The 21,278-nt window shown below is 66.9% G+C and carries 21 protein-coding genes; 16 read left to right on the top strand and 5 right to left on the bottom strand.

Translation table 11 applies throughout. The annotated features are described in order from the left end of the window. The first annotated feature begins 119 nt into the window (after positions 1–119). Entirely contained in the window at positions 120–1,244 is a 1,125-nt protein-coding gene (locus GV161_RS28585; protein WP_152013637.1) for a helix-turn-helix transcriptional regulator, read from the top strand. Between the two features lie 19 nt (positions 1,245–1,263). Here GV161_RS28585 and GV161_RS28580 read toward each other — a convergent pair whose 3' ends face one another. Further along, on the bottom strand, positions 1,264–2,253 hold the full coding sequence (locus GV161_RS28580; protein WP_159650496.1) for an OmpA family protein: 990 nt from the start codon (positions 2,251–2,253) through the stop codon (positions 1,264–1,266). Positions 2,254–2,456: 203 nt separating this feature from the next. On the opposite strand from GV161_RS28580, the gene GV161_RS28575 reads away from it, so the two are divergent. From GV161_RS28575 to GV161_RS28565, 3 genes are all read left to right on the top strand, one after another. Next, positions 2,457–3,098: a methyltransferase domain-containing protein gene (locus tag GV161_RS28575; RefSeq protein ID WP_159650494.1), complete on the top strand. Its 642-nt coding sequence runs from the start codon at positions 2,457–2,459 to the stop codon at positions 3,096–3,098. A gap of 241 nt (positions 3,099–3,339) precedes the next feature. Then, positions 3,340–4,737 (top strand): TolC family outer membrane protein, encoded by a 1,398-nt coding sequence (locus tag GV161_RS28570; protein WP_244623977.1) that lies wholly within the window; start codon positions 3,340–3,342, stop codon positions 4,735–4,737. Between the two features lie 265 nt (positions 4,738–5,002). After that, positions 5,003–5,620 (top strand): DUF2497 domain-containing protein, encoded by a 618-nt coding sequence (locus GV161_RS28565; protein ID WP_244623978.1) that lies wholly within the window; start codon positions 5,003–5,005, stop codon positions 5,618–5,620. 171 nt (positions 5,621–5,791) lie between these two features. On the opposite strand, the gene GV161_RS28560 is transcribed toward GV161_RS28565, so the two are convergent. Continuing rightward, entirely contained in the window at positions 5,792–6,007 is a 216-nt protein-coding gene (locus GV161_RS28560) for a hypothetical protein (protein WP_152013640.1), read from the bottom strand. A 10-nt stretch (positions 6,008–6,017) separates the two neighbouring features. After that, positions 6,018–6,443: a pyridoxamine 5'-phosphate oxidase family protein gene (locus tag GV161_RS28555; protein ID WP_244623979.1), complete on the bottom strand. Its 426-nt coding sequence runs from the start codon at positions 6,441–6,443 to the stop codon at positions 6,018–6,020. A 175-nt stretch (positions 6,444–6,618) separates the two neighbouring features. Here GV161_RS28555 and dps point away from each other — a divergent pair, with 175 nt between their 5' ends. The 6 genes from dps (at position 6,619) to GV161_RS28525 (ending at position 14,387) form a co-directional block, all read left to right on the top strand. Next, positions 6,619–7,116 (top strand): DNA starvation/stationary phase protection protein Dps, encoded by a 498-nt coding sequence (gene dps, locus GV161_RS28550; protein WP_280179034.1) that lies wholly within the window; start codon positions 6,619–6,621, stop codon positions 7,114–7,116. Positions 7,117–7,249: 133 nt separating this feature from the next. Further along, on the top strand, positions 7,250–10,078 hold the full coding sequence (locus tag GV161_RS28545) for a valine--tRNA ligase (protein ID WP_152013642.1): 2,829 nt from the start codon (positions 7,250–7,252) through the stop codon (positions 10,076–10,078). A 171-nt stretch (positions 10,079–10,249) separates the two neighbouring features. After that, complete coding sequence (locus tag GV161_RS28540; protein ID WP_152013643.1) at positions 10,250–11,878, top strand: alkaline phosphatase D family protein; 1,629 nt, start codon at positions 10,250–10,252, stop codon at positions 11,876–11,878. 170 nt (positions 11,879–12,048) lie between these two features. Then, the gene (locus GV161_RS28535; RefSeq protein ID WP_152013644.1) at positions 12,049–12,630 is read left to right on the top strand and encodes a DedA family protein; all 582 of its coding nucleotides are present in this window, start codon (positions 12,049–12,051) and stop codon (positions 12,628–12,630) included. Positions 12,631–12,778: 148 nt separating this feature from the next. Continuing rightward, entirely contained in the window at positions 12,779–13,723 is a 945-nt protein-coding gene (locus tag GV161_RS28530) for a hypothetical protein (protein WP_152013645.1), read from the top strand. Then, entirely contained in the window at positions 13,710–14,387 is a 678-nt protein-coding gene (locus GV161_RS28525; RefSeq protein WP_152013646.1) for an SH3 domain-containing protein, read from the top strand. Before GV161_RS28530 ends, GV161_RS28525 begins: the two co-directional genes overlap by 14 nt. A 143-nt stretch (positions 14,388–14,530) precedes the next feature. Here GV161_RS28525 and GV161_RS28520 read toward each other — a convergent pair whose 3' ends face one another. Continuing rightward, on the bottom strand, positions 14,531–15,154 hold the full coding sequence (locus GV161_RS28520; RefSeq protein ID WP_152013647.1) for a DUF938 domain-containing protein: 624 nt from the start codon (positions 15,152–15,154) through the stop codon (positions 14,531–14,533). A 108-nt stretch (positions 15,155–15,262) separates the two neighbouring features. On the opposite strand from GV161_RS28520, the gene GV161_RS28515 reads away from it, so the two are divergent. From GV161_RS28515 to GV161_RS28490, 6 genes are all read left to right on the top strand, one after another. After that, entirely contained in the window at positions 15,263–16,522 is a 1,260-nt protein-coding gene (locus GV161_RS28515; protein ID WP_193219523.1) for a hemolysin family protein, read from the top strand. 50 nt (positions 16,523–16,572) lie between these two features. Next, positions 16,573–17,112 carry a 2'-5' RNA ligase family protein gene (locus GV161_RS28510; protein ID WP_152013649.1) on the top strand — a complete coding sequence of 180 codons (540 nt, stop codon included), beginning with the start codon at positions 16,573–16,575 and terminating at the stop codon, positions 17,110–17,112. A gap of 110 nt (positions 17,113–17,222) precedes the next feature. Further along, on the top strand, positions 17,223–18,041 hold the full coding sequence (locus tag GV161_RS28505) for a sulfurtransferase/chromate resistance protein (RefSeq protein ID WP_152013650.1): 819 nt from the start codon (positions 17,223–17,225) through the stop codon (positions 18,039–18,041). 10 nt (positions 18,042–18,051) lie between these two features. Further along, entirely contained in the window at positions 18,052–19,449 is a 1,398-nt protein-coding gene (chrA, locus tag GV161_RS28500) for a chromate efflux transporter (RefSeq protein ID WP_152013651.1), read from the top strand. A 122-nt stretch (positions 19,450–19,571) separates the two neighbouring features. Continuing rightward, positions 19,572–20,117 carry a carboxymuconolactone decarboxylase family protein gene (locus GV161_RS28495; protein ID WP_152013652.1) on the top strand — a complete coding sequence of 182 codons (546 nt, stop codon included), beginning with the start codon at positions 19,572–19,574 and terminating at the stop codon, positions 20,115–20,117. 139 nt (positions 20,118–20,256) lie between these two features. Then, entirely contained in the window at positions 20,257–20,889 is a 633-nt protein-coding gene (locus GV161_RS28490; protein WP_152013653.1) for a pyridoxamine 5'-phosphate oxidase family protein, read from the top strand. On the opposite strand, the gene GV161_RS28485 is transcribed toward GV161_RS28490, so the two are convergent. Beyond that, positions 20,886–21,197 carry a hypothetical protein gene (locus GV161_RS28485; RefSeq protein ID WP_152013654.1) on the bottom strand — a complete coding sequence of 104 codons (312 nt, stop codon included), beginning with the start codon at positions 21,195–21,197 and terminating at the stop codon, positions 20,886–20,888. The genes GV161_RS28490 and GV161_RS28485 overlap by 4 nt on opposite strands. Positions 21,198–21,278 lie beyond the last annotated feature (81 nt).

Raw genomic sequence — 21,278 nt, 5'->3', positions numbered from 1 at the left:
CATGAGGTTAGCCTGATTCTCCGGCCAGCATTCCGCGGCCGGTGCCGTAGCGGACGATGCCGGGCCGAGGGGGAAGGTCAGGCCGCGCCGGCAGAGCGCATGGCTGGCCGAGGACTTTGATGGCGCGGGCGAATCTCGATGTGGTCACCGGCGCCGTCGACGGGCTGCTGGATGCGGCGCTCGACTTCCGCCAGATGCCAGGGGCGATCGAGCAGGTTCGCCGTCTCTTCGACGGTTCCAAGATCTGCCTGGGCTATTTCGGACCGGATTCTCATCCCGACGACGCGATCACCAACGCCTCCGACCCCGACCTCAACGCATTCCTCTACCGCGAACTGATGCCCGACGCCTTGCGGTTCAGCGCGCGGGTCGCGGCGGTGCCGATCGGCTCAGCCTACCGGGATCACATTCTGTTCGGCGAGCACTTCCGCGACAGCCGCCTGTGGCGCGAATGGATGGCGCCGCAGGACATGTTTGGCGGGATGGGGAGCCGTGTGCTCGATGTCGATGGCTCGTTCTGGATGTTCGACGTTCAGCGCGGGCACCGGCAGGAGCCGTTCGACGCCGCCGAATTCGCGTTGTTCGAACGGGTTGCGGGAGTGATGCGACGCGTGACGCTGCTGCATCAGCAGCTCGGCGGCGTCAGCATCGAGCGCGAGATGGCGCGGCGGGCGCTCGACGAGCTTTCGCTCGCCGTCATCATCGTCGATCGAGCCATGCAGTTCGCCTACGCGAACGCGGCCGGCGACGAATTGCTGGCCGATCCGGCGGGGCCGCTCGGCTTGCAAGGGGGCAGATTGTGGGCTCGGGCGGCGCCCGAGCAGCATGGGCTGAAGGATCTGGTCGCCAAGGCGAGCGACGTCACCGGTGCACGGGGGCAGATGCTGATGCGGGCGCGCGGCGGGGAGGGGTGCGACGTCTCGCTTTGCGCCACGCCGCTATCGGCGGCCTACGCCTTGCCCGGGCGGATGAACGATGTGATGATCGTGGCGCGCCCGCTCGAACCGGCCGGCGGTGGCCTCGCCGCCGTAAGGCAGATGTTTGACCTCACCGAGGCCGAGGCGAAGCTGGCGCTGGGGCTCGCCTCCGGCCTGTCGCTGACGGAGGTGGCGCAGCAGCAGGGCATCAGGATGACGACGGCGCGCACCCATCTTGCTCGGGTGTTCTGGAAGACCGGAACGCGACAGCAGAGCCAGGTCGCGGCCCTGCTGCGTGCGGCGGAACTACCGGTGCGGACACGATAGCGTTGCTCCGATCCATCGCTCAGCGCCGGACCAGTTCGACGCGGCGATTGCGCGCCCGGCCCCCTTCATCGGCATTCGACGCGACCGGCTGCTCCAGCCCCTTGCCGAGTGCGTTGAGCCGGTTGCGATCGATGCCGTAGCGGGTCGACAGCTCGGCGACGACCGAGAAGGCCCGCATGTCGGAGAGCTTGAGATTATAGGCGGCGCTGCCCTGGTTGTCGGTGTGCCCGACGACGTCGAGCCGCAGGGCCGGACTCTTGCTCAGCAATTCGGCGATCGCCTTGAGCTGGGGCTGCGATTCCGGCTTGATGTCGGCCTTGTCGTAGTCGAACAGGATGCCATAGACGTTGGTGCGGCCGTTCTGGTCGATCTCGCGGCCGAGCTGGCTCGCCTCGACCACCTGGATCTGCCCCGTCTGCATTGTGCCGGCCTCGATGACGCGTGCGATCACGGTCCGGCCACGGCTTTCATCCTCGGAGAAGGCGAGGCTGACATGGACGGTGCCGCCCGGCCGGTCCAGCCTGGCGTAGAGATATCGGCCGGTGCCATTTCCGAAGAAGTTGCGCACGAAATCGCCGAGCTGCAGCTTTGGCAGGTCGGTGGTGCCGTCCAGCGCCAGCCCGAGGAACAGGCCGGGATATTTGCGTCCGTCGCTGAAACAGGTTCCGGCATCGGTCGAGCAAATGAAGGGAACCTCGAAGCCGGCCCCGGTCAGGCTCGCCTGGTAGTTGCGCAGCGCCTCGAGGCCGGTGCGGCCGGGCGGAAGCTTGTAGTAGAGCGTGAAGACCTTGCCCTCGACGCTCTGCCAGCCGGCGCCGCTCTGCTCGCGCGAGCTGCGCTCGTCGATCGGGCCGGTGATGATGCGGGCCTCGTCGAAGGCCGCCTCCTTGAAGCCGACCTGCTGCGCACCCTGGAAACGGCCGAGGAGGGGATGATCCTGGGCCAGGCCCGGCGTGGCGAGGTGGCAGGCCAGCATCAGTGCCGGCCAGAAGAGGGATCTTGCTGTCATGGCGCATGCTCGTGGTGGAGGGCTCGTCGCCAGGATGGCGGCAAGGCCGGCCCATCTGCGTCCTTCATTCGGACGAGCCGTCAGCACGGCCTCGCCTCCCGACATGGAGCGATGCCCGGCCTTGCCTTTTGCCGCCGCCTCGCCCAAAACCCGCGGGCAGGGTCGAGGTGTCCGTTCGGGCGCCTTCCTCCGGAGATTTGAGCATGAGCAGCTTCGCCGAACTGCGGCGCATGATGGTCGATTGCCAGTTGCGCACCTATGACGTGACCGATCGGGCCGTGCTCGCCGCGGCAGATTCGGTGCCGCGCGAGGCATTCCTGCCGGGCGAGCTCTCGCATCTGGCCTATCTCGACCGCCAGGAGCCGCTGCCGGGCACGAGCCGGGCCTTGCCGGCGCCGATGGTGACGGCGCGGATGATCCAGGTGCTCGACCTGCAGCCGGGTGAGGAAGCCCTCGAATACGGCGGCGGCTCGGGCTATGGCGCGGCGCTGATGGCGGCGATGGGCGCCGCGACGACGCTGCTCGAGCCGGACGAGGCTGCTCTGGCGCTGGCGCGCACCGCCTTCGCCCAGCCGGGCGTTCCCACCGCCGAATTGCTCGCGAAGCTGCCGGAGCACAGGCAGTTCGACGCCGTGCTGGTCAGCGGTGCCTGCGAGACGCAGCCCGAGGCGCTCTTTCGCCATGTCCGACAGGGCGGGCGGCTGATCGTCATCGAAGGAGTGGGGCGCGCGGCGCGCGTCATGCTCCACCGCAAGGTGGGCGAATCGATCTCCGGCAGGCCGGTCTTCGATGCGGCGGCGCCGATTCTGCGTGAGTTCCGCAAGGCGGAGGTGTTCGCGCTGTGAGGGAAGAGCCGTCCTTCGGGCCGGTTTTCCCCAGGAGAGGTAGACCGTCGGTACTAATCGCCGGCGAGAGTGTCGCATTTTTGCGGCAGTGCAGAATTGAAAGGCGACCAGTTCGTCTCGCGACATTGGCGAGGCGGGCTGCGAAGCTTATGATTTTAAATCGAGTGCCGAGGCTGGGGCGATGCCTGGGCGTGACTAGAGTCCGCACAAGAGGCGTCCAGTGATTGTAACGCGACCGACGTTGAAGAAGACCGCGAGCCGCCTGCTGCTCGCCGGCATGCTGGGAGCCGTGACGGGCTCGCCGGTGCTGGCGCAGACGATGGAAGCGGCGCTGGGGCGTGCCTATTCGGCCAATCCGACGCTGAACGCACAGCGCGCCGCGGTGCGCGCCACCAACGAGAACGTGCCGCAGGCGCTCTCGGGCTACCGGCCTCGCATCACCGCGTCGGCCGATATCGGCGCCAGCATCACCGAGAGCGACATTCCGTTCAACGCGCAAAAGAGCGGCGCTGCGCACAGCAACTCCGTCTCCCGCCTCAACCCGCGTGGCGGCGGGCTGCAGGTCGACCAGAACATTTTCGACAGCGGCAAGACCCGCAGCTCCGTCAGCCAGGCCGAATCGCAGGTGCTGGCAGCGCGCGCGACGCTGCGCAACACCGAGCAGAACGTCCTGCTCGACGCGGCGACGTCCTACATGAACGTGCTGCGCGACACGGCGATCCTCAACCTCAACCGGAACAACGTCGAGGTTCTCGAGGAGCAGCTGCGGCAGACCAAGGATCGTTTCCAGGTCGGCGAGGTGACGCGGACCGACGTGGCCCAGGCCGAGGCGCGCCTGTCCTCGGCGCAGTCGCAGGCGATCCTGGCCGAATCCAATCTCAAGACCTCGATCGCGCGCTTCCGCCAGAATGTCGGTACCGAGCCCAAGCAGCTCGCTCCCGGTCGTCCGGTCGAGAACCTGCTGCCCAAGTCGCTGCCGGCCGCGCTGAACGGCGCCTTGCAGGGGCACCCGGCGATCATCGCGGCGCTGCACGGCGTCGATGCGGCGGAGCTGCAGGTTAAGGTCACCGAGGCGGATCTTGGTCCCACGGTCGGCGTGCGCGGCCTCGTGCAGCAGCGCTACGACAACCAGTTCTTCGGCGACAACCGCACCTCGGCCAGCGCGGTGGCGACGCTGACCATCCCGATCTACGAGGGCGGGCAGGTCTATTCGCGCACCCGCCAGGCCAAGGAGACGGCCGGGCAGCGCCGGATCGAGGTCGACACCTCGCGCGACACCGTCCGGGCCGCGGTCGTGTCCGCCTGGGGCGCGCATGATGCGGCCAAGGCGCAGATCGTCGCCGCACAGGCACAGGTGCAGGCGGCCGAGACCGCGCTCGCCGGCGTGCGCGAAGAGGCCAAGGTCGGCCAGCGCACCACGCTCGACGTGCTGAACGCCCAGCAGGAACTGGTCAGCGCCCGCTCGACGCTGGTCACGGCTCAGCGCGACCGCGTCGTGGCGTCCTATGCCGTCCTCTCCGCGATCGGCAAGCTCTCGTCCGACACGCTGAAGCTCAAGGCCGAGCGCTACGATGCGCGCAAGCACTATGATCAGGTCAAGGGCCTGCTCTGGGGCACGCAGACGCCGGACGGACGCTAGGTCCGCGTTCTCGGGCATGTTCGCGTGTTTCCGAAACGCGGACATGCCCTCGCGCCTTACCGCGTCGTAGCCTCCGGGCGACCGGGGATCCGTTTCGCGCGAAGATGCTTTGAAGCCGGCGCGCCGCAGCGCCGGTGCAACACTCCGGATTTCTCCTGTGGGCCGGCCCCCAGGCGCCTTGCCTGCCGGTTTTCCGATGAAATACTCATGCAGCGGGGCGCACTGATTCCTTAGGCGTCCTCTGAGTCGAGTGACCGGAATCAGCATGAGCGCGCAGCCCAAGGCCAATGAACCTTCGATGGAGGAGATTCTCGCCTCCATCAGGCGGATCATCGCCGATGACGAGAAGCCTGCCGCGCCGCCGGAGGAAGCCGCTCCGGAGCCGGTCGCATTGGCGCCGCAGCCCGAGCCGGAACCCGAACCAGAGCCGGAGCTGATCGAGGACGACGTGCTGGACCTCGGTGCCGAGGCCGAGCGCGTCGTTGAAGAGCCGCCCGCGCCGATCGCGGGAGCTGCGGACGATATCGATTTCGTCGAGCCGCAGGCCGTGGCGCTGCCCGAGCCCGAACCGGAGTCACCTCAGCCCCAGGCCTTCGTGCCGCCGCCGATCCAGCCACAACCGGCGCCGCCAATCCAGCAGCAGCCGGCCCCGCCGATGGACATGGCGGCGCTGATTTCCGACCAGGCCGGCGCCGCGGTGCACAGCGCTTTCGGAGCGCTCGCCAATACCGTCCTCAGCAACAATGCGCGCACGCTGGAGGATCTGGTCAAGGACATGCTGAAGCCGATGCTCAAGACCTGGCTCGACGACAACCTGCCGACCATGGTCGAGCGGCTGGTGCGGGCGGAGATCGAGCGCGTCGCCCGCGGCGGGCGACGCTGAGGCTTCTCGAGCACGCTGATAATCCTCGGAACCGCACCGTCATCCTGGACAAGCCCCGAAGGCGCGCAGTTCCGGGAGCCATCGTAAGGCTCCGGAGCTCTACGATGGATCCCGGGCCGAGCTTCGCTCGCCCAGAATGACGACGGTGGTTCCGTGTGACGACAGTACGCTTTAGCCGCGCCGCCGTCGGCGCTGTGTCCGGCGCAGCCCGAACGCCCCGCCTTCGTTGAGGCTCTGGATGGCGTAGCCGGCGAGCGCCATCAGCGCGGTTTGAGGGCCGAGCCGCGAGACCAGAAGCTGCATGCCGAGGGACAGGGAGCGGGGATAGCGGCCTGACGCCGCTTCCGACGCTACCCAGGCGCCGACCAGGTGAACGAGAAGTCTCATCGTCGCCCCCTCAGAGCAGGACTTTGCGGTTGCTGCCGAGATCGGGCCGCGAGCCGGTGATCGCGGCGGCCGCCATCTTGACCGAAGTCACGATCTTGCCAGGGCTGTCCCAGAACTCTGCCAAAGCGGGCCGCACCTTGAGGACGCGGATGTTGGGATCGTCCTTGCTCTCCCAGAAGGCGCGCGCCGCCTGCGACCAGAGTTCGGCGACGCGATCGCGGTCATCCAGCAGGTTCGCCGTGCCGGTGACGGAAACATATTTATACGAGCCGTTGTCGCCGAAGCAGAGGCAGACATTCTCGTTGATCTCGATCTCGTCGTCCTTGTGGGCACGCAGGTCGGTGAGGAAATAGATCGCATCCTCGTCGCGGTGGGCATGGGCGCTCATCGGGCGGGCGCGCAGTTGGTCGCCATTGCCGTCATGGCTGACGAACATGCACAGTCAGATCTCCTCGATCAGCTCCCAGGCGCGGTCCTGGTCGGTCTTCCTGGTCATTGGGGCCTCCTTGTGCGGTTCTATGCCCAACTGGCGTCAGGCCGGTCTGTTCCCGCGGAACGCTTGGGCGGGATCCGCGTTCGAGAGGTCATGCGGCGCCAAAGCACGCGCGCGCCTGGTCTGGAGTGTCCCCATGAAGAAGCCCGCCTCGCGGATCGACATGCCGTCGAACGCCAAGAACGAAGTGATCGCCATTCTCAACGAGCGCCTGCAGGACGGCATCGATCTGGCGCTCGCCACCAAGCAGGCGCACTGGAACCTGAAAGGTCCGGGCTTCATCGGCGTGCATCTGATGCTCGACGGCTTTCGCAAGGAACTCGACGAGCATGTCGACACCGTCGCCGAGCGCGTGGCCCAATTGGGCGGCACGGCGCTCGGCACGACCCAGACGGTCGCATCCGGCAGTAGCCTCAAGCCCTATCCGACGGAGATCGTCGCCGTGAAAGACCATCTCGACGCGCTGATCGAGCGCTATGCCGGCGCGGCGAACAGTGTGCGCGATGCGATCGACAAGACCGACGAGGCTGGGGATGCCGGCACGGCCGATCTGCTCACAGCCTACTCGCAGAGCCTCGACAAGGCATTGTGGTTCCTGCAATCGAGCGCCGCCTGAATGCCGACAAGGCCGCCATGCATCGAAATCGTTGACGTGACGCCCGTCCGTGCGCTCTTAAGACCGTAGACCTTTTGGCTTCGTTTTCACGGCCGGGGCAGGCTCCCCGGCCGTTTGGCGTTCGAGCAGAGCGATGATGGACAAGACATTCGAGCCGGCCTCCGTCGAGGCGCGCATCAACAAGGCCTGGGAGGAGGCGGACGCCTTCAAGGCGGGGCGCGGGGCTGCGCCCGGGGCCGAACCCTATTGCATCGTGATCCCGCCGCCGAACGTCACCGGCTCGCTGCATATGGGCCATGCCCTCAACAACACGCTGCAGGACCTGCTCTGCCGCTTCGAGCGCCTGCGTGGCAAGGACGTGCTCTGGCAGCCCGGCACCGACCATGCCGGCATCGCGACGCAGATGGTGGTCGAGCGCAAGCTCGCGGCCGAGAACAAGACCGATCGCCGGACCATGGGCCGCGAGGCCTTCCTGGCCGAGGTCTGGAAGTGGAAGGACGAGTCCGGCGGGACGATCGTCAACCAGCTCAAGCGCCTCGGTGCCTCCTGCGACTGGTCGCGCGAGCGCTTCACCATGGACGAGGGGCTTTCGGCTGCTGTCCTCAAGGTTTTCGTCGGCCTGCACAAGCAGGGGCTGATCTACCGCGCCAAGCGGCTGGTGAACTGGGACCCGAAGTTCCAGACCGCAATCTCGGACATCGAGGTGCTGCAGCTCGAGAAGACCGGCTCGTTCAAATGGCAGCGCGGTGGCGAGGAGGCGTTCGACGCCGCCAAGCTGGAGAAGGCCTTGGCCAAGGACCCGAACGGCCATCTCTATTATTTCGACTATCCGATCGAAGGCGTCGCCTACGATGCGGAGAACCCTGACACCTACATCACCGTCGCGACGACCCGGCCGGAGACGATGCTGGGCGACACCGGCGTTGCGGTCCATCCCGAGAACGACAAGCTCAAGGGGCTGATCGGCAAGAGCGCGGTTCTGCCGCTGGTCAACCGCGTCATTCCGATCTTCGGCGACGACTATGCCGACCCGGAGAAGGGCACCGGCGCTGTCAAGATCACCCCGGCGCACGACTTCAACGACTTCGACGTCGGCAAGCGCAATTCGCTGAGGGTCGTCAATATCCTGGACGGTGAAGCTCGCATCCTGATTCAGGACAATGCCGACTTCCTGGAAGGCGCGGCGCCCGAGCGCGAGACGCTGGCGCTGCATGGCCTCGATCGCTTCGCGGCCCGCAAGGTCGTGGTCGGGCTGATGGCGGCCCGCGGGCTGCTGCGCAAGGTCGAGCCGAACACCCACACTGTGCCGCATGGCGACCGTTCGGACGTGGTGATCGAGCCCTGGCTGACCGATCAGTGGTATGTCGACGTCCAGCCGCTGGCGCAGCGCGCGCTCGCGGCGGTCAGGGACGGCAAGACCAGGATCACGCCGGAAAGCTGGACCAAGACCTATAATGACTGGCTCGAGAACATCGAGCCCTGGTGCGTCTCGCGCCAGCTCTGGTGGGGCCACCAGATCCCGGCCTGGTACGGGCCGGACGGCGAATGCTTCGTCGCCGAGTCGGAAGCCGGCGCGCAGGCGCTGGCGCTTGGTCATTATGGCGGAGCAGTCGAGCTCAAGCGCGACGAGGACGTGCTCGACACCTGGTTCTCGTCCGCGCTGTGGCCGTTCTCGACCCTGGGCTGGCCGGAAGAGACGGCCGAGCTCAAGCGCTACTATCCGACCGCGACGCTGGTCACCGGCTTCGACATCATCTTCTTCTGGGTCGCCCGGATGATGATGATGGGCCTCAACTTCATGGACGAGGTGCCGTTCCGCGACGTCTATCTCCACGCGATGGTTCGCGACGAGAAGGGCGCGAAGATGTCGAAGTCGAAGGGCAACGTCATCGATCCGCTCGTGCTGATCGACACCTATGGCGCGGATGCGCTGCGCTTCACCTTCGCGGCGATGGCGGCGCAAGGGCGCGACATCAAGCTCGCGACCTCGCGCGTCGAGGGCTACCGCAACTTCGCGACCAAGATCTGGAACGCAGCCCGCTTCGCCGAGATCAATGGCTGCCTGCGGGCGGAAGGCTTCGACCCTGCCGGGGCCAAGCTGCCGCTGAACCGCTGGATCCTGTCCGAGGCGGCCCGCACCGCCAATGCGGTCGCGGCCGGCATCGCCGAGTTCAAGTTCAACGAGGCGGCGGATGCAGCCTATCGCTTCGTCTGGGGCCAGTTCTGCGACTGGTATCTCGAACTGTCGAAGCCGGTGCTGCAGGCCGAGGAACTGGACGCGGCCGGCACCGCGGCGCGGGCGGAGACGCAGGCAACGGTCGCCCATGTCATCGACCTGATCTGCCAGCTGCTGCACCCGTTCATGCCGTTCCTGACCGAGGAGCTCTGGGCGCAGAAGGCCAATGCCGGCGCACCGCGCACGGTGCCGGCCGGGGAGGCGGGCCTGGTCTGCCTGACGCGCTGGCCGGAGCTGTCGGCGCTGGTCGATGAGACGGCCGAGGCCGAGATCGGCTTCGTCGTCGATCTCATCTCCGACATCCGCTCGATCCGCTCGGAGACCAATGTGCCGGGCGGGACGCAGGTGCCGCTGGTGCTGGTCAAGGCGAGCGCCGCGACGAAGGCGGCGGTCGAGGCCTGGGCGCCGATGATCGAACGGCTGGCGCGGCTTTCCGCGATCGAGTTCGCCGATGAGGCGCCCGGCCAGTCGGCGCAGATCATCGTGCGCGGTGAGGTCGCGGCGCTGCCGCTGGCGGGGATCATCGATCTCGACGCCGAGCGCGGCCGCCTCAACAAGGAACTTGCCAAGCTCGACCAGGACATCGTCGCGGTCGAGCGCAAGCTCGGCAATCCCGACTTCATGGCACGCGCGCCCGAGGAGATCGTCGAGGAGAACCGCGAGCGCAAGGCTGCGGCAGAAGCCCGCAAGCTCAAGATCGCGGAGGCATTGGAGCGGCTGCAATAGATCGCCGCGCGTCCGACAGGACGCGATAACGGCGATCTATCGATTTGTTATAGCATCGGATTTGTCCGAAAAGTGGATTCCACTTTTCGGTCCGATGCTGTCGCCGCTTCTGTCACGTGTGCGTCAGGCGAAACTTGGTATGGTTCCAGGCAACGAGCCTGGAGCCCCGTCATGTTCCGCCGCAACGCCTTCGGTCAGTTCAGCGTCGATGACTTCCTGACCGAGGCCGGCACGCCGTCGCGGCGGCGGTTCCTGACCGGGCTCGCAGCCTCGGGCCTGCTGCTGACCGGTGGCGGCGTCATCGACCAGCGCGTCTGGGCCAATCCGGTCTTCGCCGCCTATCCGTTCGGGCTCGGCATCGCCTCGGGCGACCCGTCCGCCGACGGCTTCGTGATCTGGACCAAGCTGGCGCCGCTGCCGCTCGCCCGCAATGGCGGCATGCCGATGAAGGCGGTCGAGGTCGCCTATGAGATCGCGACCGAGGCCAATATGCGCGGGGCGGTGCAGCGTGGCACGGCGCTGGCCCGGCCGGAACTCGGCCACGCGGTCCATGTCGAGATCGCCGGGCTGGAGCCGAACCGCGATTATTTCTACCGCTTCAGCTGCGGCGGCGAGCGCACCATGATCGGCCGCGCCCGGACGCTGCCGGCGGCGGGGGCAAGCGTCGAGCGGGTGAACTTCGGCGTGCTCGGCTGCCAACGCTACGAGGATGGCTTCTTCAGTGCCTTCCGCCATGTCGCCGAGGAGCGCTTCGACTTCGTCTTCCACTATGGCGACTACATCTACGAGTACCGGATGGTCAGGCCGAACGAGCGGCCGCTGCCGGTGGCGCGAGTGATGCCGGGCGAGCCCGACGAGATCTACGCGCTCGCCGATTATCGCCAGCGCTATGCCATCTACAAGATGGATCCCGATCTCCAGCTCGCCCACGCCTCGGCGCCTTGGATCGTCTCCTTCGACGACCACGAGGTCGACAACAATTTCGCCGGCATGGTCTCGGAGGAGAACATTCCGCCGGAGATTTTCGCGCTGCGCCGCGCCGCCGGCTTCCAGGCCTGGTACGAGCACATGCCGCTGCGCCGGACCTCGCTGCCGAACGGGCCGTGGATCCAGGCCTATCGCCGCTTCCACTATGGCGATCTCGCCCAGATCGACGTGCTCGACACCCGCCAGTTCCGCAGCGACCAGCCTTGCGGCGACGGCTCGCACGCGGCCTGCGCCGATGCGCTGAAGCCGGAGAACACCATGCTCGGCGAGAAGCAGGAGGCCTGGCTCGGCGAAGGCCTGCGGGCCTCGAAGGCGCGCTGGAACGTGCTGGCGCAGCAGGTCATGCTGATGCGCCACGACCGCGATCCGGACCCGGAGAAGGTGGGCTACAGCATGGACAAGTGGGACGGGGCCGTCGCGGCACGCAAGCGGCTGTTCGACACGCTGGAGAGCGCCCGCATCGGCAATGCCGTGGTGCTGACCGGCGACATCCACCAGAACTGGGCGGGCGAGCTCAAGGCCGATTTCGACGATCCGAAATCGAAGACGCTCGGCGTCGAGTTCGTTTCGACCTCGATCACCTCGGGCGGCGATGGCGCCGACATGACCAAGGCGGGGCAAGCGGGGCTGAAGAAGAACCCGCATATCGGCTTCTTCAACAACCAGCGCGGCTATATGCGCCACAGCCTGTCGAAGGAGCGCTGGCAGGCGGATTACCGCGTTCTCGACAAGGTCACCGTGGCCGGCGGTGCGGTCTCGACTCGGGCGAGCTTCGTCGTCGAGGCCGGGCAGCCGGGCATGACGCTGGTGTGAAGCCCTGCTAGCGGCGTGCGAGATCGAGCTGCCTCTTGGCTGCCACGAACCCGTCGCGATGTTGACTCTAGCCCAAGAGATTAGTGGCCTGACCGCGACAATTGAATTAATGCATGGGACGCAGGGCAGCCCTGCAACCGGCGCGAGAACCCAGGAACGGTTTCCCCTTCATGCTCAAGCGTGCTTACGACTGGTGCGTTTCCTACGCGTCTCACCCTGCCGCGCCCTGGCTGCTCTTCGCCATCACCTTCGTCGAAAGTTCGGTGAGCCCGCTGCCGCCGCTCCCGCTGCTGATCCCAATGTGCATCGCGCGGCCCGACCGCGCCTGGGTCTACGCCGGCGTCTGCTCGCTCGGCGCCGTCACCGGCGGTTATCTCGGCTACGCGATCGGCGCACTGCTCTATGAATCGGTCGGCGCCTGGCTGATCGGCATCTACGGCCTGCAGGAGAAGGCGGCCCACCTGATCCACACCTCGCAGGACTACTGGTTCTGGGTGCTGCTGACCAAGGGCCTGACCCCGATCCCGTTCAAGATTGTCACGATCATGTCCGGCTTCCTGCATTTCGACATCTGGAAGTTCACGCTCGGCATGGTGATCTCGCGCGTCACCTTCTTCGCGATGATCGCGGTGGCGCTGCGCTTCTACGGCGACGACATCCGCATTTTCATCGAGAAGCACCTGCCGATGACGGCGCTGGCGCTGGCGGTGGTCGTCATCGGTGGCTTCTTCGTGCTGCCGATGGTGCTCTGAGAGAGCGAAAAGCTCCCAGACCTCCACAAGCTGCTGATCGACCGGCTGCTCGCCGCCTGACCTTCGGGCGGCGATGCCTTATGGTCGCCCTGAACGATGCAGCGCTGGAGGGTTCGATGCGCCCACTCCAACGATCGGATGGCGAGGCATGAGCGCCCGTCGCCCGGATCTCGCCGAACTCGATTTCGCCAATTTTGCCCGGCAGTTCGACCGCTGCCTCAGGCAAGACAAGGTCATCGCCTTCTCGCGCTGGCGCGACATCGTCGAAGCAGTGCCGCCCGGCCTGCAGGATTTCTTCTGGCGAGTCGTCGAGGCCCATCTCAGCCCGGCTGCGGAGACGCGGCTGCGGGGCCTGCGGGACTGGCGCGACTTCCATGGCGAGGTCCTCGACACCCGCTTCCGGCGCCCCTCCGCCGAGCGCCCGCAATTCCGCACGCCGAAGCAGGCCTTCGATTCCTATTCGGCGATCTTCTGGCGCTTCGGCTCGACCGATGCGCGCTTCGACCAGAGATTCGGCCGCCTCGTCCTGCTGGCATTGCGCAAGGAAAGCAGCACGATCGCCAATCGCGGCAAGGGCTCCTATGACGACCTTGTCGTGGTGATGCGTCGGACCGGGCGCTTCCGCGAGCTCACGAGCTTTCCGATCTGCACCGAGCCGGGCGCCCAGTACTCGCAGCGCGCCAGCGGCGGCGACGCGCGCTACAAGGGCGTCAAATTCAGCAAGGCCGATGGCGTCGACATCAACAAGGACGGCATCAAGGATGCCGGCCGCCTGACCGAGGGCACCTACCAGTATTTCGAGAAGAAGGGCGGCTTCCTGGGAGATCGTGCCTTCCAGGTGAAGGCGACGCAGGTCGCCGAGCGCGACACCGACGGCGACGGACGCTTCACCCAGGACGACAAGAGCCGGATCGACCCGTCAGGGGCGGGGACCAGCATGTATATTCACCGCGGCGGGGCGGACAATGTGCTGGAACCGAACACCTGGTCGGCCGGCTGCCAGACCATCCCGAAGAACCGCTACCCGACCTTCCTCAAGGCGGTCGGGACCCCGGGCGCCTTCTACTATGTGCTGGTCAATGCTGCGTCCTGAAGCCCTTGCCGCCAGTCTGGCTGTCGTCCTGCTCGCTACTCCGGCCGTGCGGGCGCAGTCGGAGGGCGTCACGCCTGCGCCTGGCGGGCAGGTCGCCTGCTCCTTCGGCGCCTTCGTCAGCGAGACCGACCCTGCGGGGCTGAACGTCCGCGCCGGCCCGAGCACCAGTCACAAGGTGGTCGGCACGCTGCCGCCGGTGAAGCTCAGCGGCGACGATCCGCCGGTGCGCGCCATGGTCGAGGTCGAGGTTTCGGCCGGCGCCAATGGCTGGTTCAGGATCGCCAAGGCGCGCGACAACGAGATGCTGACCGATGCCGCGCCACGGCCGATGTTCAAGGGCTCGGGCTGGGTCAGCGGGCGCAAGCTGACGGTGAAGTCGCAGGCTGCCGCCGGCCGGCTGCGCCCGGACGCCAAGGCGCCGGCTGTCCTCTCAGGTCAGGACGGGGCAAGCTTCGACGGCGACGCCTTCGTCCAGAATGGCCGCCTTCTCGGCTGCAGCGGCAAATGGGTGCAGGTCGAATACGGCCCGTTCCCTGCCGACAGCGAGGCCGTGTCGGGGCTCACCATCGCTCCAGCAGCGAAGGCGGGAGTCGAGGCCGGCCGCTTCCGCGCCTGGGTCGACCGAATCTGCGCGACGCAGGAGACGAGCTGCGACGGGGGGTAGGGCACTTCTCCTGGTCATCCCGGACAAGCGGCGATAGCCGCGCCGATCCGGGATCCATGCCTGAGCCTTCCAGAAAGAGGTTCAGGCATCGGTCCCGGGTCTTCGCTACGCTCCGCCCGGGACGACACGGTGATTGGGTTAATTTAGAGCCGCCGGAACACCACGCTGAGATTGTTCGCCGGCATCGCCGTCACAGCTGGCTCACCGAAGCCGGCGGCTCTTGCAAGCTCGGCGACAGCTTCGAGCTCGCGCAGACCCCATTTCGGATTGCGCCGGCGCAGGCTGTCGTCGAAGACGGCGTTGCTTGCCGCCAGCGGCACGTCGTGCTGGCGATAGGGGCCGTAGAGATAGAGCGGCCCGCCGGCCGGCAGAAGCTGTGCCGCCTGCCGGATCAGCCCCTCGGTCGCCGCCCAGGGCGAGATGTGGATCATGTTGATGCACAGGATCGCATCCGCATTGGCGACCGGCCAGCGCGGTGCCATCGCATCGAGCCGGATGGCCGGGCGCAGGTTCGGCAGAGTGCTCTCGCGTGCCCAGGCGTCGATGCTGGCCAGCGCAGCCGGATCGGGGTCGCTCGGCTGGAAGCTCAGGTCCGGAAAGGCGGCTGCGAAGTGGATGGCATGCTCGCCGGAGCCGCTGGCGATCTCCAGCACGAGCCCTTGATGCGGGAGCACTTCGCGGAGCACGGCAAGGATCGGCTCGCGGTTGCGCTGTGTCGCCGGGGCAAGCTGGCGGGGATCATGGTGATGGAGATCGTCCTGGGGCATCGTCTTCTCCCATCGCGTTCGGCCGTCAATGCGTTATAAGCGGCTCAGAAGCAGGCCGATAGCGAGCGCGGTCCTGCAGCCCCCGAGCTGGTTTTGTTAACGGAGATTCTGGTCGTCGTCGTCCTCACCGTCATTAACGGTGTGCTTGCCATGTCGGAGCTTGCGGTCGTCTCATCCCGCCCGGCACGGCTGAAAGTCCTCAGCGATCAAGGCAGCAAAGGGGCCGCGAAGGCGATCCGGCTCGCCGAAAATCCGGGCCGCTTCCTCTCGACCGTGCAGATCGGCATCACGCTGGTCGGCGTGCTGTCCGGCGCTTTTTCGGGCGCAACGCTCGGTGCACGCCTGTCGGAATGGCTCGGCACGCAGGGATTCTCAAATACGGCTGCCGATGCACTCGGCGTCGGCACTGTCGTCGTCCTCATCACGTACCTCTCGCTGATCATCGGCGAACTGGTGCCCAAGCAGATCGCCTTGCGCGATGCCGAGCGCGTTGCCGCGCGCGTCGCGCCGGCGATGGTGGTGCTGGCCAAGGTCGCCTCGCCGCTGGTCTGGTTGCTCGACACGTCGGGCAAGCTGGTGCTGGCGCTGCTCGGCCAGAAAGGCGAATCGGAGGAGACGGTCACCGAGGAAGAGGTCCGCACCATCATCGCCGAGGCGGAGAACGCCGGCGTGCTGGAGCGTGACGAGCGCGAGATGATCTCGGGCGTGATGCGCCTTGCCGACCGCTCGGCCCGGGCGCTGATGACGCCGCGCCGCGAGGTCGAGGTGATCGATCTCTCCGACACGCTCGACGAGATCCGCGCTCAGGTTCGCGCGACCAGGCGCAACCGCCTGCCGGTGCAGGATGGCGAGGCCGATTCGATCATCGGCATCATCGAGATGAAGGACCTGTTCGAGGCGCTCGCCGACGACAAGGTCGAATTGCGCAGCCTGGTCCGCGAGGCTCCGGTCGTGCTCGACACCACCGGTGCGCTCGAGGTGCTGCGCGCGCTCCGCGCCACCCATGTCCACATGGCGCTGGTCTTCGACGAGTACGGGCATTTCGAGGGGATCATCACCTCGAGCGACGTGCTCGAGGCGATCACGGGCGTCTTCCAGGACGAGGATGAGGAAGAGCCTGCGATCGTCACGCGCGCCGACGGCTCCTTCCTGGTCGCGGGCTGGATGCAGGTCGACGAGTTCTCGCATGAGCTCGGCATCCATGTGCCGCGCGACGCCGACTACCAGACCGTCGCCGGCTTCGTGCTGGCCGAGATGAACCGGTTGCCCAATGTCGGTGAGAGCTTCGAAAAGGGCCATTGGCGCTTCGAGGTGGTCGATCTCGACGGCAGGCGGATCGACAAGCTCTTGGTCAGTAGGGTGGATTGAGGCGAGGCTGGTTGTTCACGCGACTGGAAGGCTGATGCGAGGGAAGCGCCATGCTGGGCATCACCCTGAGCGCAAGCTCTCTCGCGCAGCCGTTCTGGGATCAGGTCGATGAGGCCTCGGCCTTAGAGGACGCTCCATCGATCCGAGCGCTCGGCTATCGGCCTCACCTGACGCTGACGCGCTACTCGACGGTCGATCTCACCGTGCTCCGAAAGGGCATGGAGACATTCGACCGCCAAGCCGCGATCTCGCTGTATTTCGACCGGGTCGATTTCTTCGACAGCGATCCGCTCATGCTCTGGTTGGCGCCACGACAGGACCAGCGCCTGCTCGACCTGCATCATCGGCTTCATGCGACGCTTGGACCGAAGGTGCCGGCGTGTGACCCCCACTATGCCCCTGCACAGTGGAAGCCGCATTTGACCGTCGCGATGGCGATTCCAGCTTCGAAGCGGCCAGATGTACTGAAGCTGGTTTCGCGATCCCTTGATGCATTCGAGCTGACATTCGACAGCGTCGATTGCGTCTCCTGGCCGCCAGTACAGGTCCTGCACAGGCTGGCTCTGGCCGGAGGAGCAGACGGCCGTTGACGCTAACAATTACTGGTGATCTAAACTTCCCGCAGGGGCCAATCGCGACCGCCCCGTGAGGCGTCAGCCCAAGGATCGCGTCCACACTCCTTGCTCAAGGATGGACGCTCATGTCTTCCAATATCCAGATCACGCCTGCGCAATTGTCCCGGCTCGTCGGCCTGCCCGATGCGCCCACCCTGATCGACGTCCGCATCGACGAGGACGTCGCCGCCGATCCGCGCCTGTTGCCGGCGAGCGAACGTCGCAGCCATCGCGACGTCGCCGCCTGGGCCTCGGCCTATGCCGGCCGCACGGTCGTCGTCATCTGCCAGCGGGGGCAGAAGCTCAGCGAGGGCGTCGCCGCCTGGCTGCGCCACGAAGGCGTCGCGGCGGAGAATCTCACTGGGGGGTTCGAGGCCTGGCGCGAGGCAGGCGGACTGCTCGTCGAGACCGGGAAGCTGCCGCAGCGCGATGCCGCAGGGCGCACGCTCTGGGTGACGCGGGCACGGCCGAAGGTCGACCGCATCGCCTGTCCCTGGCTGATCCGCCGCTTCATCGATCGAAACGCCGTCTTCCTGTTCGTCTCGGCTTCGGAGGTCGCGGATGTCGCCGACCGCTTCGGGGCGACGCCGTTCGACATCGACGGCGTGTTCTGGAGCCATCGCGGCGAGCGCTGCAGCTTCGACACGATGATCGAGGAGTTCGGGCTGTCGTCGCCGGCGCTCGACCAGCTTGCCATGATCGTGCGGGCGGCCGATACCGCGCGGCTTGATCTCGTGCCGCAAGCGGCCGGCTTCCTTGCGGCGTCGCTCGGCCTGTCACGGATGTATCGCGACGACCTGGCACAGCTCGATGCCGGCATGCTGCTCTACGACGCCTTCTATCGCTGGTGCCGGGATGCCGGCGAGGAAACCCATAACTGGCCGTCCGCGCCGGGAAAGATCTGAGGACCGGGCGATGACGACTGCAATCAACGAAGGGGCGGCGATGGCCGCCCCCGCCACGCCGACCCTCGCCGAGGCGACACGGGTGTGGCTCAAGATCGGCCTGCTTTCCTTCGGCGGGCCGGCCGGGCAGATCGCCCTGATGCACAAGGAGCTGGTCGACGAGCGCCGCTGGATCGGCGAGCGCCGTTTCCTGCATGCGCTCAACTACTGCATGCTGCTGCCCGGCCCCGAGGCGCAGCAGCTCGCCACCTATATCGGCTGGCTGATGCACCGGACGATCGGCGGGCTGATCGCCGGTTTGCTCTTCATCCTGCCGGGCGCGCTGGTGATGTGGGGCCTCTCTTTGCTCTACGTGCTCTATCGCCAGGTTCCGCTGGTCGATGCGATCTTCTTCGGCGTCAAGGCGGCGGTGCTCGCCATCGTCGTCGAGGCGGGCCTCAGGATCAGCCGGCGGGCGCTGAAGAACCAGGCGATGATCGCGATCGCGATCGCCGCCTTCCTCGCTCTCTTCCTGCTCAAGGCGCCGTTCCCGCTGGTGATCTTCTGCGCCGGGCTGGTCGGCTGGCTCGGCAATCGCTGGGCGCCGGCGCTGTTCGGCGGCGGCGGTCATGCCGGCAAGGATGGCGCGCCGGAGTTCAAGGGCGTGGTCGACCTGATGTTCGAGCGCGGCGAGCTTTCCCATGCCGAGCCCTCGACGGGGAGGGCACTCAAGGTGCTGGCGCTCTGGCTGCCGCTCTGGCTCGGGCCTGTGGTGTTGCTGTGGGCGCTGCTCGGAAGCGGCAACGTCTTCACCCAGATCGGCGCCTTCTTCAGCGCCATGGCGGTCGTCACCTTCGGCGGCGCCTATGCCGTGCTGGCCTATGTCGCGCAGGCGGCGGTCGAGACCTATGGCTGGCTCGTCGCCGGCGAGATGGTCGACGGGCTCGGCCTTGCCGAGACGACGCCGGGACCGTTGATCCTGGTGCTGCAGTTCACCGGCTTCCTCGCCGCCTGGCGCGGGCATGGCGGGCTCGATCCGCTCGTCGCCGGCAGCCTCGGTGGTTTGCTGACGGTCTGGGTCACCTTCGCGCCCTGCTTCCTCTGGATCTTCCTCGGCGCGCCCTACATCGAAGCCCTGCGCGGCAACAGGGCGCTCTCGGCGGCGCTGACCGCGATCACCGCCGCGGTCGTCGGCGTCATCGCCAATCTCGCGCTCTGGTTTGGCCTGCATGTGCTGTTCAAGGTCGTGCGGCCCGTCGTTATAGGGCCGCTGGCGCCGGACCTGCCGGTTCTGGCCTCGCTCGACTGGCGGGCCGCGCTGCTGGCGGCGGTGGCGATGATTGCGCTGCTGCGCTTCAAGCTTGGCATGGTGCCGGTGCTGGCTGCTTGCGCGGCGGCGGGAGTCGTGTTGCTGAAGCTGATGGGCTGATCCAGATTGTTTCAGGAAATGGAATTCTGAACTGCTTGGTCCGCTGATTATTTTTCCAGGCGTGCAGGGACATATCCTGATGGCTGCCAATGATCGGCCGCTGCCAGTCTCAGGAGACCACCATGTCCCGTATCGCCATTCCCTCGCGCGCCGAGGCGCCCGAAGCAGCGCGGCCGTTACTCGATGCCGTCGAGAAGCAACTCGGCTCGGTGCCTAATCTGTTCCGCTTGCTGGCTCAGAGCCCGGCGGCTCTCGAAGGTTTTCTCGGCTTGAACGGCGCGCTCGGCCGCACGCTCAATGGCCGTTTGCGTGAAAGCGTCGCGCTTGCCGTCGCGCAGAGCAATGGCTGCGACTATTGCCTGTCGGCGCACAGCTATCTCGGCGCCAATCTGGCTAAGCTCGACGTCGCCGAGATCGCCCGCAATCGCGCCGGCGGCTCCAGCGATCCGCGATCGGACGCGGCGCTGCGCTTTGCGCTGCGCATCGTCGAGACGCGAGGGCGGGTCAGCGATGCCGAGCTGGCCGAGATTCGCAGTGCCGGCTTCAGCGAGGCGCAGCTGATCGAGATCGTCGGGCTCGTCGCCGTCAACGTCTTCACCAACTACCTCAACAACCTCGCCGAAACCGATATCGACTTTCCGGTCGTGCTCGCTGCCGAAGCGGCCTGACGCTTGGCATGGGCCCTTCGGCCGGCGACGGCCGAAGGGCAAGAACGCACTCGGCCGATACCTCGGCATGGCGACGGGCGCTGATATCGGCGTCGCTACTCCGGGCGATGCCCGGCAGCCATCCTTGCGGAGCGATGTGATGACCCACCGTTTTCTCGAGATCGCGACGACACCAGCCGTGAAGGCGGCGCAGGAGGCGCAAGGCAGCCGGCGCGCCTATGCCAGGCAGGAAGAGGGCGAGCCGCATAATGACCGGCTCGGCGAGGCCGAGGCTGGCTTCATCGCGGCGCGCGATTCCTTCTATCTTGCGAGCGTGTCGGAGACGGGCTGGCCCTATCTGCAGCATCGCGGCGGGCCGGCTGGCTTCCTGCGCGTGCTCGACGAGACGACGCTCGGCTTCGCCGACCTGCGCGGCAATCGGCAATATCTCAGCCTCGGCAACCTCAGCGCCGACGATCGGCTCTGCCTGTTCCTGATGGACTACGGCCACCGGGCGCGATTGAAAATTTTCGGGCGGGCGCGCTTCCATGATCTCGCGGCCGAGCCTGAGCTGGTGCAGCGCCTGATCGTGCCGGGTTATCGCGCCGTGCCGGAGCGCGGCGTCACCATCAAGGTCGAGGCCTTCGACTGGAATTGCCCGCAGCACATCACGCCGCGCTTCAGTGAGGCCGAGCTGGCGCCGGCGCTCGCGCCGGTCCGGCAGCGGCTCGAAGAGCTGGAAGCGGAGAATGTCCGGCTGCGGGCCGAACTGGCCGCGCGGGCTCCGGTCTAGCGCCGCTCGCCGGGCTCGATCACCCGGTATTCGGCGTCGACGATCTCGCCGCGCGCGGTCTCGGGCTGCCTGCGCTCGGAGGGGTTCTGCGGATCGATGCCGGCCGCGCGCATGCGGCGGCGCATCTGCCAGGCGGCGAAGGCGCCGCCGGCGATGACCAGCGGCACGAGGATCAGTGCCAGGCTAGCCGCGACCAGGAAAATCAGCACGCCGACGACAAAGGCTCCGGCCATGACCAGCCAGCTCGCCCAGCGGGGCAAGCGGACCAGGCGGGCACTGGCGGCATTGTTGAGGTCGATACGGATCATTGGCTCGTTTCGTTTCGTGTCACCCGCGGACAATCTAGGAAGCGAATGCGGCGTTGACGAGATCAGCCGAGCCGAAGCGAT

It is taken from the genome of Bosea sp. 29B, assembly GCF_902506165.1.
Lineage (GTDB): Bacteria > Pseudomonadota > Alphaproteobacteria > Rhizobiales > Beijerinckiaceae > Allobosea.
Note: the sequence above shows the minus strand (reverse complement) of the source record. Positions and strands in the feature narration are given on the sequence as shown.

What these genes read in the sequence shown, in the direction of transcription:
- GV161_RS28530 (WP_152013645.1), top strand. Translation starts at nt 12,779, where the DNA reads ATGAGCGCCCGTCGCCCGGATCTCGCCGAACTCGATTTCGCCAATTTT.
- GV161_RS28545 (WP_152013642.1), top strand. Translation starts at nt 7,250, where the DNA reads ATGATGGACAAGACATTCGAGCCGGCCTCCGTCGAGGCGCGCATCAAC.
- chrA (WP_152013651.1), top strand. Translation starts at nt 18,052, where the DNA reads ATGACGACTGCAATCAACGAAGGGGCGGCGATGGCCGCCCCCGCCACG.
- GV161_RS28555 (WP_244623979.1), bottom strand. Translation starts at nt 6,443, where the DNA reads ATGTTCGTCAGCCATGACGGCAATGGCGACCAACTGCGCGCCCGCCCG.
- GV161_RS28490 (WP_152013653.1), top strand. Translation starts at nt 20,257, where the DNA reads ATGACCCACCGTTTTCTCGAGATCGCGACGACACCAGCCGTGAAGGCG.
- GV161_RS28535 (WP_152013644.1), top strand. Translation starts at nt 12,049, where the DNA reads ATGCTCAAGCGTGCTTACGACTGGTGCGTTTCCTACGCGTCTCACCCT.
- GV161_RS28585 (WP_152013637.1), top strand. Translation starts at nt 120, where the DNA reads ATGGCGCGGGCGAATCTCGATGTGGTCACCGGCGCCGTCGACGGGCTG.
- GV161_RS28575 (WP_159650494.1), top strand. Translation starts at nt 2,457, where the DNA reads ATGAGCAGCTTCGCCGAACTGCGGCGCATGATGGTCGATTGCCAGTTG.
- GV161_RS28565 (WP_244623978.1), top strand. Translation starts at nt 5,003, where the DNA reads ATGAGCGCGCAGCCCAAGGCCAATGAACCTTCGATGGAGGAGATTCTC.
- GV161_RS28510 (WP_152013649.1), top strand. Translation starts at nt 16,573, where the DNA reads ATGCTGGGCATCACCCTGAGCGCAAGCTCTCTCGCGCAGCCGTTCTGG.
- GV161_RS28520 (WP_152013647.1), bottom strand. Translation starts at nt 15,154, where the DNA reads ATGCCCCAGGACGATCTCCATCACCATGATCCCCGCCAGCTTGCCCCG.
- GV161_RS28580 (WP_159650496.1), bottom strand. Translation starts at nt 2,253, where the DNA reads ATGACAGCAAGATCCCTCTTCTGGCCGGCACTGATGCTGGCCTGCCAC.
- GV161_RS28540 (WP_152013643.1), top strand. Translation starts at nt 10,250, where the DNA reads ATGTTCCGCCGCAACGCCTTCGGTCAGTTCAGCGTCGATGACTTCCTG.
- GV161_RS28485 (WP_152013654.1), bottom strand. Translation starts at nt 21,197, where the DNA reads ATGATCCGTATCGACCTCAACAATGCCGCCAGTGCCCGCCTGGTCCGC.
- GV161_RS28505 (WP_152013650.1), top strand. Translation starts at nt 17,223, where the DNA reads ATGTCTTCCAATATCCAGATCACGCCTGCGCAATTGTCCCGGCTCGTC.
- GV161_RS28525 (WP_152013646.1), top strand. Translation starts at nt 13,710, where the DNA reads ATGCTGCGTCCTGAAGCCCTTGCCGCCAGTCTGGCTGTCGTCCTGCTC.
- GV161_RS28560 (WP_152013640.1), bottom strand. Translation starts at nt 6,007, where the DNA reads ATGAGACTTCTCGTTCACCTGGTCGGCGCCTGGGTAGCGTCGGAAGCG.
- GV161_RS28495 (WP_152013652.1), top strand. Translation starts at nt 19,572, where the DNA reads ATGTCCCGTATCGCCATTCCCTCGCGCGCCGAGGCGCCCGAAGCAGCG.